Genomic DNA, 12,710 nt, shown 5'->3' with positions numbered 1-12,710 from the left:
TCTTCGTCCAGACAGGGGCGATTCGAACAACAGCGGCAGCCGACTCGAGGTCGAGCGCCAACGCACCCCAGCAGCACCCTTTCGTATCTGCCCATACAAAAAAGCGCGCCCTTGCGGCGACGCATAACAATCCCAGGTGGAGCGCAGCGATGGCTTTTGTGCAACTTGAAAGACTTGGCAAACGCTACGGCGACATCGACGCCGTGGTCGCCACCAACCTGTCGGTGGAAAAAGGCGAGTTTGTCTCGCTACTGGGGCCTTCCGGCTGCGGCAAGACCACCACCCTGCAAATGATTGCCGGCTTCGTCGAAGTCAGCAGCGGGCGCATCTTGCTGGACGGTCGCGACATTACCCACGCCAAGCCCGCCAGCCGTGGTCTGGGGGTGGTGTTCCAGAGCTACGCGCTGTTTCCCCACATGACCGTCAGGGACAACGTGGCCTTCGGCCTGCGCATGCGCAAAGTGGCCAACGCCGAACTGCAACAACGGGTGGACCGGGTGTTGAAACTGGTCCGCCTGGACCACCACGCCGACCGCTACCCACGAGAACTCTCGGGCGGTCAGCGCCAACGCGTGGCACTGGCCCGGGCTTTGGTGATCGAACCGCCGGTGCTGCTGCTCGACGAGCCGCTGTCCAACCTCGACGCCAACCTGCGCGAAGAGATGCAATACGAAATTCGCCGCATCCAGCACGAAGTCGGAATCACCACACTGATGGTGACCCACGACCAGTCCGAAGCCTTGTCGATCAGTGACCGGGTCGTGGTGATGCAGGCCGGGCGCATCACCCAGATCGACGCGCCGTACACCCTTTACGAGCACCCGCGCACCGAGTTCATTTCCAGCTTCGTCGGCAAAGCCAACCTGCTGCCCGGCATGCGGGACAGTGCGGGCGTCGTTCAAGCCTGCGGCCAGGCCGATGGCGAGCTGACCCTGAGCCTGCGCCCGGAAAAAATCGACCTGTGCGAGGCCGGTTCAGGGCGACTGCAAGGCACCCTCGTCAGCCGTTTCTTCCTGGGCAGCCAATGGCTGTACGGCGTGTCCACCAGCCTGGGGGAACTCTGCGTGGTACGCCGCAACGACGGCTCGGCGCCCTTGGTCGAAGGCACGGCGGTGGGCCTGGACTGGGATCCGGCACTGCTGCGGGTGCTGAGCGTGGACGAGGTGCCGGCATGAAGCTGATCGATGCGATGCGCCGTGGTCGGCAAGGCTACCTGATGTCGGCACCGGCCCTGGCCTTGTACCTGGGCTTGCTGGTGATTCCCTTGGGCTTGACCGTGGTCCTGTCGTTCAACGTCTTCGACTACAGTTCGGGCATCGACGGCAACACCTACACCCTCGCGCACTACACCAGCCTGCTGGGTGATCCGTACTTCTACGAGATCTTTTTGCGCACATTCTGGATCAGCGCCCTGACCACTGTTTTGTGCGTGCTGATCGGCGTGCCCGAGGCGTACATCCTCAGCCGCATGGGCGCGCCGTGGCGCTCGATTTTCCTGATCCTGATTCTCACGCCGCTGCTGATTTCGGTGGTGGTGCGGGCCTTCGGCTGGAGCCTGTTGCTCGGCGCCGACGGCCTGGTCAACCAGGCCCTGCAAGCCTTCGGCGGTGCGCCGATGAAGCTGCTCTATACACCGTTCGCCGTGGTCATCGCCCTGGTCCACGTGATGCTGCCGTTCATGATCATTCCAGTCTGGACCTCGTTGCAGAAACTCGACCCGGCCGCCGAACAGGCCGCGCTGTCCCTGGGGGCGAGCCAGTTCACGGTGATCCGCAAAGTAGTGTTGCCGCAAATCATGCCCGGCGTATTGTCCGGCACCCTCATTGTGTTCGGCCTCGCCGCCAGCTCCTTCGCGATTCCCGGCCTGCTCGGCGGACGGCGCTTGAAGATGGTCGCCACGTTGATCTACGACCAGTACCTGTCGGAGCTGAACTGGCCGATGGGCGCGGCCATCGCCGTCGCGCTGCTGCTGCTCAACCTGCTGATCATGCTGTCGTGGAACCGGATGATCGAAGGCCGCTACAAGAAGTCATTGGGATAATTCGTCATGTCCAGAAACGGTCCTTTCGCGCTGCTGTTCCACGCCTTGGTGGTGGTCTTCATGCTTGCGCCACTGATGGTGGTCTGCCTCGTCGCCTTCACCCCGGAAAACACCCTGAGCCTGCCGACCACCGAGTTTTCCCTGCGCTGGTTTCGCGCGGTGTTCGAACGCGCGGATTTTGTCGACGCGTTCTACAACAGCTTGGTCCTGGCGTTCTGCGCGGCCTCCCTGGCGACGTTGATTGCAGTGCCGGCGGCCCTGGCGATCACCCGGTTGGAGTTCCCGGGGCGGGATTTCTTCAACGGCCTGTTCCTGTCGCCGATCATCATTCCACACCTGGTGCTGGGGGTCGCCTTGCTGCGCCTGTTTGCGCTGATGGGCGTGAACGGCAGCTTCGCCTGGTTGATCTTCGCTCATGTGCTGGTGATCACGCCGTATGTGCTGCGCCTGGTGCTGGCCTCGGCCATCGGCCTGGACCGCAGTGCCGAACAGGCCGCGCAATCGTTGGGGGCCGGGCGCTTCACGCTATTCCGGCAAATCACCTTGCCAATGATCCTGCCGGGGGTCGCCGGGGGCTGGCTGCTGGCATTCATCAACAGTTTCGATGAAGTCACGCTGTCGATCTTCGTCACCTCGCCGGCCACGCAAACCTTGCCGGTGCGCATGTACGTGTACGCCACCGAATCCATCGATCCGATGATGGCGGCGGTGTCGGCGCTGGTCATCGGGCTCACCGCGCTGACCATGATTCTGCTCGACCGGGTCTATGGCCTGGATCGGGTCCTGGTAGGCAAACAATGAGGGTGTCATGGCACTGCTGAAACGACTGGCCGAAGGCGACCGCCCGGCCCTGGACTTCACCCTCGACGGCCAGCCCGCCACCGGGCTGCTGGGGGACACGCTGCTGACCGCCGTGCTGACCTGCGGCGAACACCTGCGCGGCAGTGACTTCAGCGCCGAGCCCCGGGCCGGCTTCTGCCTGATGGGCGCCTGCCAGGACTGCTGGGTGCGCCTGGGCGACGGCCGCCGCGTGCGCGCCTGCTCGACCCTGCTGGAAGCCGGGCAGCACATCAGCCGCGAACCGGGGCGCCAGGTATGAACACTGTCGACAGGCATGGCCTCATCGCGAGCAAGCTCGCTCCCACAGGGGGACTGCGGCGTGCACAAAACCAATATCCACGACAGATCCCATGTGGGAGCGAGCTTGCTCGCGATGACGGCTCCGACAACCCCACGAATCCCCCGGCCCTGCCCGTGAGGTGGCGATGAAACCGATAGCCATCATCGGCGCCGGCCCGGCCGGTATTCGCGCCGCGCAAACCCTGGTCGCCCATGGCCTGTACCCGGTCCTGCTGGATGAAGCCGCCCGCGGTGGCGGACAGATCTATCGGCGCCAACCGGCCAACTTCAAGCGCTCGCCCGCCAAGCTCTATGGCTTCGAAGCGCACAAGGCCAGCGCCCTCCACCAGACCCTCGACGAGTTGCGCGAACAGCTCGATTACCGTCCCGACACCCTGGTGTGGAACGCCGAAGCCGGCATGCTGGACACTTTGCATGAAGGTCGCGCCGATCGTCTTGAATACGCCAGCGTGATCGTCGCCACCGGCGCCACCGACCGGGTCCTGCCCGTGCCGGGATGGACCCTGCCCGGGGTCTACAGCCTGGGCGCGGCGCAGATCGCGCTGAAATTCCAGGGGTGCGCCATCGGCGAACGAGTGGTGTTCGCCGGCAGCGGTCCCTTGTTGTATCTGGTGGCGTATCAGTACGCCAAGGCCGGCGCCAACGTGGTCGCGGTGCTCGACAGTTCGCCCTTCAGCGCCCAGGCCCGCGCCCTGCCCGGCCTGCTGGTGCAACCGGCCACCCTCGCCAAGGGGCTCTACTACCGCGCCTGGCTGACCGCCCACGGCATCAGTGTGCACCAAGGCGCGAATCTGTCGTGTATCAGCGGCGAACGCCGGGTCCAGTCACTAAAATGGCGCAACGCAAAAGGCGAGCGAACTCTCGACTGCGACGCGGTGGCCTTCGCCCACGGCTTGCGCAGCGAAACTCAACTGGCAGATCTGCTGGGCTGCGAGTTTTCCTGGAGCGCCCTCAACCGCGCCTGGCTACCACTGCGGGACCACGCTGGGCGCAGTAGTGTGCCCGGGGTTTATCTGGCGGGTGACGGTGCCGGAATCATGGGCGCCGACGCCGCCGAGATGGCCGGTGAACGCGCGGCCCTGGCCTTACTTGAAGACATCGGTTACTTGATCGACCCGCAGCGTTGCACGCAACTGGAAGAAGCCCTCGAGCGCATCGGCCGATTCCGGGAAGGCCTGGAGCGCGCCTTTGCCTTTCCTGAACACTGGGCCGCCGACGCTGCCGATCACCTGATGATCTGCCGCTGCGAAGAAGTCAGCGCGGGCGATATCCGCCGGGTGGTGGGCGAAGGCCATTGGGAGATCAACCGGGTCAAGGCACATTGCCGGGTCGGCATGGGTCGCTGCCAGGGGCGGATGTGCGGTGCCGCTGCCGCGGAAATCATTGCCTGCGAAAGTGGCCGCGCCGTCGCCAGCATCGGCCGCTTGCGAGCCCAGGCACCGATCAAGCCCGTGCCGTTCGGCCTGGAGGTCGAGCCATGATCGAAGTGGATGCAGTGATCATTGGGGGCGGTATCGTCGGCGCCTCGGCCGCGTTGTTCCTGAGCCAGGCCGGACGCCAGGTGGCGTTGCTGGAACGAGACTTCTGCGGCTCGCACTCCAGCGGCGTGAACTACGGCGGTGTGCGCCGCCAGGGCCGCCCCCTGTCGCAACTGCCCCTGTCGCAACGGGCCCATGAAATCTGGCACCAATTGCCCCGGTTGATCGGCATCGACGGCGAATACCAGCGCAGCGGTCATCTGAAGCTGGCCCGCAGCGCTGAAGACCTGCAAGCGCTGCACGACTACGCCGTCGCCAGCCAAGGCTTCGGCCTGGATTTGCAACTGCTCGATCGCACGGCCCTGCGCGCGCGTTTTCCGTGGGTCGGCGCCGTCGCGGTGGGGGCGTCGCTGTGCCCGGATGACGGCCATGCCAATCCACGCCTGGTATCCCCCGCCTTCGCCCAGGCCGCTCGCCGCCAGGGTGCGCAAGTCCATGAACAGTGCACCGTCGGCACTGTGGCGCACGACGGCCAACGCTTTGTCGTACACACCGCAACGGGCCTGACATTCCACGCGCCCTGGCTGCTGAACTGCGCCGGAGCCTGGGCCAGCCAGTTCGCCGCGCAATTCGGCGAAGCGGTGCCGATGCACACCGGACACCCGGCGATGTTGGTCACCGAACCCTTGCCCCTGGTCATGGACGCCAGCACCGGCGTCGAGGGCGGCGGTATCTACGCCCGCCAGGTCTCGCGCGGCAATTGCGTGCTGGGAGGCGGCCAAGGCTTTGCCCTGGATGCCGCTCGCGCCCGGCCCGGCCAGAACGCCGTGCTGGAAATCCTGCGCCAGGCCGTCGAGCTCTACCCGTTTTTGGAAGGCGCCCAGGCGATTCGCACCTGGAGCGGCACCGAAGGTTACCTGCCCGATCGCCAACCGGTGATCGGCCACAGCAGCACCCAGCCCGGTCTATTGCACGCGTTCGGCTTTGCCGGCGCGGGCTTCCAGATCGGCCCGGCGGTGGGCCAGGCGCTCACCGAGATCATCTGCAGCGGGGCTTCGACCACGCCGCTGGATGCGTTTTCCATCACCCGGTTTCACTCCATCTCCGTTGCTTGATAGAGGAAGGTCGTGCCAATGAATAACGTCAAACGCAGTGCACTGTTCGGTTTCTGCTCGCTGGGTTCCGCTTGCCTGGGCGCCCTGTTCCCGGTCACCCAGGCGTTGGCCGAGCCGACGCTTTACCTGGGCATGAACGGCGGCACCATGGAGCGGCTCTACGCCGATAAAGTCTTGCCGGCATTCGAGAAAGCCAACAATGTCAAAGTGGTCATCGTGCCCGGTACTTCCGCCGACATCCTGGCGAAAGTCCAGGCCAGCAAAGGCAACCCGCAGATGCACGTGATGTTCCTCGATGACGGCATCATGTACCGCGCCATCGCCATGGGGCTGTGCGACAAGCTCGAGGACAACCCGACCCTGGCGCAGATCCCGGCCAAGGGACGTATCAAGGATCAGGCCGTGGCCGTCAGCCTCGGGGTGACGGGGCTGGCCTACAACACCCGGCTGTTCAAGGAAAAAGGCTGGAATGCACCCACTTCATGGATGGACCTGGCCGATCCGCGCTTCAAGGACAAAGTGGTGTTCCAGTCGATGGCCTCGTCCACCTTCGGCCTGCACGGCTTTTTGATGTTCAACCGGATCCAGGGCGGCAGCGAAACTGACGTCGAGCCAGGTTTCAAGGCGTGGCCGAACACGGTGGGACGCAACGTGCTGGAGTACATCCCGAGCTCGGCGAAGATATCCGAAATGCTACAGACCGATGAAGCCGCGCTGTTCCCACTGACACCGACCCAGGTGACCGCGCTGAAACTCAAGGGCATGCCCGTCGAATATGCCCAGCCGAAGGAAGGCGCCGTGGTCCTCAACGTCGCCGAATGCACCATTGCGCAAAACACCCAGCCGGAACTGGCGCAAAAGCTCGCCGCTTTCCTGCTGACCCCGCAAGCCCAGGCCATTGCCCTGGAAGAAGGCGACCAGATCCCTTCCAATCCCAACACCCCGACCACCGACAAGACCCGTGGCCAGGTGGAGGCGATGAAGCGCTACCTGGAAACAGCGATTGCCGTGGATTGGGACCAGGTCAACGAGCAACGCCCGGCCTGGAACGCCCGTTGGAACCGCAGTATCGAGCGCTAGAGGGAATTTTGCAGTTATCATGCGGCATCTCACAATCAGTTGAACCGATGACCTGTGGCGAGGCAGCCTGCTCCCGCTGGGTTCTGTAGGAGCTGGCGGAGCCTGCGATCTTTTGATCTTTCACTTGGGACTCAAGCGCCAGGGGAAAGATCGCAGCCTCGTTGCACTCGGCAGCTCCTACATAGCTCCTACAGCGCCGCCCAGCGGGAGCAAGCTCCCTCGCCACAGGTGTGTCCGCGTTTTTTCTTCTTGACCGACAGCGAATCCTGCCATGCACACCCTCGCCCAACTACGCGCCGGCCAGCTCTCGGGCATCACCCGGCTGGACCTGGCCTGCGGCTTGACGCAGTTTCCCCGGGAAATCTTCGAGCTGGCCGATTCCCTCGAGATCCTCAACCTCAGCGGCAATCAGTTGGACACGCTGCCCGACGACCTGCATCGGCTGCCTCGCCTGCGCGTGCTGTTCTGTTCCGACAACCGCTTCACTGAACTGCCCGAATGCCTGGGCCGTTGCAGCGCATTGACCATGGTCGGTTTCAAGGCCAACCGCATCACCCGCGTCACGGGCGCCGCGTTGCCACCAGGGCTGCGCTGGCTGATCCTGACCGACAACGACATCAGCCACTTGCCGGATGAGCTGGGCCAATGCCCGCACCTGCAAAAACTGATGCTGGCCGGCAACCGTTTGCAGCAGTTACCGGCGAGCCTGGGCCAGTGTCATCGCCTGGAACTGCTGCGCATCGCCGCCAACCAACTGACCGAGCTGCCGCCATGGTTGCTGGAGCTGCCGAGCCTCAGTTGGCTGGCCTACGCCGGCAACCCCCTGGAAACCCAGGCCGATGCCGCAGCCTTGAACACCACGACGCCCATCGACTGGTCGCAACTGACGCTGCAACGACCACTGGGTGAAGGCGCCTCCGGAGTGATTCACCAAGCGCTCTGGCAGGCGCCCGGCCAGATGGCGCGAAACGTCGCGGTGAAGCTGTACAAAGGCCAGATGACCAGCGACGGCTCCCCCCTGCATGAAATGCATGCCTGCATCACAGCCGGTCGACACCCAAACCTGATTGACGTGTCGGGCCAGGTCGCCGGGCACCCCGAGCAACAGGCCGGGCTGGTCATGGCACTGATCGAGCCCAGCTATCGCAACCTCGCCGGGCTGCCGAGCCTGGCGTCATGCACCCGCGACGTGTATGCCGATGAACTGCGCCTGAACGCCCCGGTGGCCTTGCGCATCGCCCACGGCATCGCCTCGGTGGCGGCGCACCTGCACCGCCAGGGCATTACCCATGGGGATCTGTACGGGCACAATATCCTGTGCAATGACCAGGGCGATTGCTTGCTGGGGGACTTTGGCGCGGCGTCGTTCCACGCCACGGCCGACACCGTGCAAACCCGCGCACTGCAACGCATCGAGGTACGGGCCTTCGGGATCTTGCTGGGGGAATTGCTGGCGCGGATCGAACCGACGCCCAGTGCGCAGGATCTTGCATGGCTGCTGGATTTGGAGGCGCGCTGCTGTCAGGCGGAGGTGCTGGCACGGCCGGGGTTCGATGAGATTGAAGGCTTACTGCGCGAGTTCAAACACAGCGGTTGAGCCAGCAGCACCAACCTGTCAAGCACACCATCTATTGTGGCGAGGGGATTTATCCCCGCTGGGCTGCGCAGCAGCCCCCTAAATCCTGCAGAGTCAGGCAGACATACTCAAGTCGTCTGGTTTTCGGGCCGCTTCGCGGCCCAGCGGGGATAAATCCCCTCGCCACATGTCCATCATGTCCCTGACCCAAACAGCGTGGTGCTTAACCCGCCAACCCGACAAACATGTCCTGCACGTCGTCATGGTTGTCGAGGCCTTCGAGGAAGGCTTCGACTTCAGCCATCTGCTCGTCGGTCAAGCCGCTGACCGGGTTCTTCGGCTGGTAGCCCAGCTTGGCCGACAACACGGTGAAGCCCTGCTCCGGCAAAGCCTTCTGCACAGCATCGAGGTCGGCAGGATCGGTGAGGAACAACGTCGCGCCGTCTTCGCCCGGCTCGAAATCCTGGGCACCGGCCTCGATGGCGGCCATCTCCGGATCGGCGTCCGGGCTGTCCGGCGCGGCTTCGATCATGCCGACGTGGTTGAAGTCCCACGCCACCGAACCCGAGGCGCCCAGTTGGCCCTTGCGGAACGCGACGCGAATTTCAGCGACGGTACGGTTGATGTTATCGGTCACGCATTCAACGATCAGCGGCACCTGGTGCGGCGCGAACCCTTCGTAGGTGACGCGGTGGTACTGCACGGTTTCACCGAGCTGGCCAGAACCTTTCTTGATCGCACGTTCCAGGGTCTCGCGGGGCATCGAGGCCTTCTTCGCCTGCTCGACCACCAGACGCAAGTGCGCGTTGGTCGCGGTATCGGCACCGTTACGCGCGGCAATGGTGATTTCCTTCACCAGTTTGCCGAAGATCTTGCCCTTGGCGTTGGCAGCCGCTTCTTTGTGTTTAACCTTCCACTGTGCGCCCATTACTCACTCTCTTGTCTGACGCGCCGAGACATCTGCCGGCCGGCGCTGTGGCGCAAGTTTATACGGCCTAAACCGGCTGATCGACCAAAAAATTCAGCCTGCCGGATCGACATTTTCACAGTGTGTTGTAGGGCTTTTCTGAAATAGCGGCTCGCAAGCACCGTTCCCCCCCGTGGTTTCGTACCCTCTGGGCCTCTGTCCCTGCCAGTAGGAGGCGCGATGCGCAACGACATGGAAAGTCCCTTCAGCCTGACGCTCACGCAAAACGACTTGCAGCTGCAAGTCTTGCGCTTCAATGGCCGCGAAGCCCTCAACCAGCCGTACCGCTTTGACCTCGAACTGATCGGCCTGGCCCCACCGATAAACCCCGACCTGCTATTGGGGCATCCGGCGTTCCTGCGCCTGGACGGCGATTCGGGCATCCATGGGGTTGTCCACAGCGTCAGCCTGAGTGCTTCGGCACCGCGGCGCATCGGCTACCGCTTGACGTTGGTGCCTTACCTGCTGCGATTGGAACAAGGCCCGCGGCGCCGGGTTTTCCATCGGCTCAGCGTGGTGCAGTTGCTGCAACGCCTGCTGGAAGACAACGCTCTGCCCGCTGACAGTTACCGTTTCGAGCTGCCCCATGGGCAGTATCCGTGTCGCCCATTCTGCATCCAGTACGACGAAAGCGACCTGGCCCTCCTGCAACGGCTGTGTGAGGAAGAAGGCATTCATTACCACTTCGAACACACGCCCCAGGGCCACGTCCTGGTGTTTGCCGAAGACCCGAAGAGTTTCCCCGCGCGCCCCGTCGAGTTGCCCATGCGCCCGAACGACAACTCGATACCAGCCATCAAGCGCTTGTATTTGCGCCATCACGCGATGGTGCCTGGCGTGCCTGTCGGGTTCCGTGACCGGGGGGCGACCGAAACCGAGGCCCCGGCGGCGAATCAACCCCTCGAGCAGATCGACCATGAGGCGATGCACGGCGACCCGGCCCTGACTCACCGTTACCAGGCCGGACGCCGCCATCTGGAACGGTTGCGCTGTCGGCAACGGGAAATCCATGGCCACAGTGATCAACCGGCCCTGCACAGCGGCGACATCGTGCAGATCTGCGAACACCCGGTTTCCACCTTCAACGATCAATGGCTGATCACCGAGGTCCAGCATCGCGGGCGGCAGTTTTCGATCCTTGAACCGGACCTGCCCACCACTCCGTCGGCCCGTGACTACCGCAACCGCTTCACCGCCATTCCCTGGTCCACCGTGTTCAGGCCGGCCCTCAAGCACCTCAAACCATGCATTCCCGGGTATCACCTGGCCCACGTACTCGGCCGCACCGGCCAGCCGGCCCCGTTCGATGAGCGCGGCCACGTGAGTGTCAGCCTCTGGGCACCGGACCAGGAAGGCATCACGCTGCCCGTGTCGCGACTGACGCTGGGCGACAGCCCTCCCCTGATGGCCGGCAGCGAAGTGCTGGTGAGCTTTCTCGATGGCGACCCCGACCGACCGGTGCTGTGCCCCGGGGCTGTCGATACCGGCGCAGGACACGCCGCCGCCCCACCGAAACCATCCCTTGGCAATCACGATGCCGGGCTGCTGTTGGACTGGCTGCTGAACCCGCCAGACTTCACACCCTGATCCTGCCTTTTGGCTTCTTGCCAGCAAACCTGATCTGGTTCATGCAAACCCAGCGAAACGGGCTTACAGTAAAGACACGCCGCGTTAGACGGCGCTCGACCCTGATTGTTGGAGATACCCGCAATGCCCTGGAAAAACTCGGAAAGCCGCTACAGTACCGTCACGGTAACTTTGCATTGGCTGATGCTGGTCCTGCTGGCCGTGGTTTATGCCTGCATTGAGTTGCGGGGAATTTTCCCCAAGGGCAGCGGCGGCCGGACACTGATCAAGGAAGCGCATTTCATGCTCGGCCTGACGGTGTTCGTGCTGGTCTGGCTGCGCCTGTTCGCCCGCAGCATGGGCAAGGCACCGGCGATTTTCCCGGCATCGCCTGCCTGGCAAACCGTCCTCGCCCGCCTGATGCACTGGACGCTGTACCTGTTCATGATCGCCATGCCGCTGCTGGGTTGGCTGATCACCAGCGCCGAAGGGCACCAGGTGATGTTCTACGGTTTCGATCTGCCGTTGCTCATCAATCAAGACAAGGATTTCGCCAAGCAACTGGAAGGCTGGCACGTGCTGGGCGGCACCATCGGCTATTGGCTGATTGGCCTGCATGCCTTGGCGGGGCTGTATCACCACTATGTGGTACGGGACAACACGCTGCTGCGGATGATGCCCAAACGCGGCTGATCGCCCGTCAATCGAACCCTCGGCGGCCTTGCAAACCGCCGGTGTGGACAAAGACCAGGCGCGTGCCGGGGACAAAGCCTCCCGCCTCGACCCGTGCCTTGAGCACCATCAAGGCTTTGCCGGTGTACAACGGCTCCAGTTCGATGGCCGCCGTGGTTTCGATGAAGGCCGTGAGCTCGGCATCGACCCGGGCGAACCCGCCACGGCTGCCGTCGAACAACTCATGACGCAGGCTGGAAAGCCCCGCTTCTCCCACGATGCGCTCGACCTGCCGGGCCACGCCATGGTCCGGGGGCACGGCCAGCACGCCGTAGACCGGGCGCTCGCCCGCTTCGGCCAGCACCAGTCCGGCCAGCGATGTTCCAGTACCGCAAGCCAACCACCAGCCGTGATAATCCGCCCATCCCAGCGCGGCCAATTGTTCACGGACACTGGCCACCCACGTCATGCAGCCTTGCGCCCCAGGCAATCCCGAACCGCCCTCGGGCACCGGATGCAAATGTGGATAGCGAATCTGCCACGGCTCCCAGAAATCCGCTGCGTGCCGCTCCCGGTATCCGCCATACCCCAACCAGTGCAGGTCCATGCCAAACGCTTTCAGGTCGCGCACCGTCGGCGTGTCCCGGGGGTGACCGCGCAATAGCCCGGCCGTGGGAAAGCCGAAGCGCTTGCCGGCCGCCGCCAGCGCATGCAAATGGTTGGAATACGCACCGCCCAGGCTCATGACCCCTTCGGCCCCGGCCTCACGGGCGGCGCGCAGATGCGGGACCAGCTTGAACCACTTGTTGCCGCTGATCAGCGGATCGATCCGGTCCAGGCGCAACACCGCTACTTCGACACCGGCACGGGCGAGCCAGTCCAGGTGAAGGGGTTCGAGTCGGGGTTGGGGATGCCAGTCGAGGGCGGGAAGCAGCATGGCGGCAGATCGGGTGGAAAACGGGCCGGTATCTTAACAGCTGGCGGGGGACTTCAGGTTCACCCCTCCCCACTGTGGGAGCGAGCTTGCTCGCGATAGCGGCAGATCAGCCAACATCCATGCAACTGACTCACCACA

Annotated in this window: 12 protein-coding genes; 10 read left to right on the top strand and 2 right to left on the bottom strand. The window is 64.0% G+C overall.

Annotated features, from left to right (window positions below; translation table 11 throughout):
- Positions 1-149: 149 nt before the first annotated feature.
- The 8 genes from BLQ55_RS21165 (at position 150) to BLQ55_RS21130 (ending at position 8,451) form a co-directional block, all read left to right on the top strand.
- A complete protein-coding gene (locus BLQ55_RS21165) occupies positions 150-1,175 on the top strand; it encodes an ABC transporter ATP-binding protein (protein WP_092256712.1) in 1,026 nt (341 codons plus the stop codon).
- Positions 1,172-2,041, top strand: a complete 870-nt coding sequence (locus BLQ55_RS21160; RefSeq protein ID WP_092256710.1) for an ABC transporter permease — start codon at positions 1,172-1,174, stop codon at positions 2,039-2,041. Before BLQ55_RS21165 ends, BLQ55_RS21160 begins: the two co-directional genes overlap by 4 nt.
- 6 nt (positions 2,042-2,047) lie before the next feature.
- Positions 2,048-2,842, top strand: a complete 795-nt coding sequence (locus BLQ55_RS21155; RefSeq protein WP_092256707.1) for an ABC transporter permease — start codon at positions 2,048-2,050, stop codon at positions 2,840-2,842.
- 7 nt (positions 2,843-2,849) lie between these two features.
- On the top strand, positions 2,850-3,140 hold the full coding sequence (locus BLQ55_RS21150) for a (2Fe-2S)-binding protein (protein WP_092197190.1): 291 nt from the start codon (positions 2,850-2,852) through the stop codon (positions 3,138-3,140).
- A gap of 166 nt (positions 3,141-3,306) precedes the next feature.
- Positions 3,307-4,662, top strand: coding sequence for an FAD/NAD(P)-dependent oxidoreductase (locus BLQ55_RS21145; protein ID WP_092197193.1), 1,356 nt, complete (start codon positions 3,307-3,309; stop codon positions 4,660-4,662).
- Complete coding sequence (locus BLQ55_RS21140) at positions 4,659-5,774, top strand: NAD(P)/FAD-dependent oxidoreductase (protein ID WP_092256704.1); 1,116 nt, start codon at positions 4,659-4,661, stop codon at positions 5,772-5,774. The genes BLQ55_RS21145 and BLQ55_RS21140 overlap by 4 nt, the downstream gene beginning before the upstream one ends.
- Before the next feature lie 18 nt (positions 5,775-5,792).
- Positions 5,793-6,854, top strand: coding sequence for an ABC transporter substrate-binding protein (locus BLQ55_RS21135; protein WP_092256700.1), 1,062 nt, complete (start codon positions 5,793-5,795; stop codon positions 6,852-6,854).
- A 271-nt stretch (positions 6,855-7,125) separates the two neighbouring features.
- A complete protein-coding gene (locus BLQ55_RS21130; protein ID WP_092256696.1) occupies positions 7,126-8,451 on the top strand; it encodes a leucine-rich repeat-containing protein kinase family protein in 1,326 nt (441 codons plus the stop codon).
- 202 nt (positions 8,452-8,653) lie between these two features.
- Here the strand turns inward: BLQ55_RS21130 and BLQ55_RS21125 are convergent, their stop codons facing one another.
- Positions 8,654-9,358 (bottom strand): YebC/PmpR family DNA-binding transcriptional regulator, encoded by a 705-nt coding sequence (locus tag BLQ55_RS21125; protein WP_003183149.1) that lies wholly within the window; start codon positions 9,356-9,358, stop codon positions 8,654-8,656.
- A gap of 219 nt (positions 9,359-9,577) precedes the next feature.
- Here BLQ55_RS21125 and BLQ55_RS21120 point away from each other — a divergent pair, with 219 nt between their 5' ends.
- Complete coding sequence (locus BLQ55_RS21120) at positions 9,578-10,984, top strand: type VI secretion system Vgr family protein (protein WP_092256693.1); 1,407 nt, start codon at positions 9,578-9,580, stop codon at positions 10,982-10,984.
- A 123-nt stretch (positions 10,985-11,107) separates the two neighbouring features.
- Positions 11,108-11,656, top strand: a complete 549-nt coding sequence (locus BLQ55_RS21115; RefSeq protein ID WP_092256691.1) for a cytochrome b — start codon at positions 11,108-11,110, stop codon at positions 11,654-11,656.
- Between the two features lie 7 nt (positions 11,657-11,663).
- Here BLQ55_RS21115 and BLQ55_RS21110 read toward each other — a convergent pair whose 3' ends face one another.
- On the bottom strand, positions 11,664-12,572 hold the full coding sequence (locus tag BLQ55_RS21110) for a 1-aminocyclopropane-1-carboxylate deaminase/D-cysteine desulfhydrase (RefSeq protein ID WP_092256688.1): 909 nt from the start codon (positions 12,570-12,572) through the stop codon (positions 11,664-11,666).
- Positions 12,573-12,710: the final 138 nt, after the last annotated feature.

This window comes from Pseudomonas sp. NFACC13-1 (assembly GCF_900104425.1).
Taxonomy (GTDB): Bacteria; Pseudomonadota; Gammaproteobacteria; order Pseudomonadales; family Pseudomonadaceae; genus Aquipseudomonas; species Aquipseudomonas fluorescens_AA.
The sequence above is the reverse complement of the archived record's forward strand: the minus strand, read 5'-3'. Positions and strand labels throughout refer to the sequence as shown.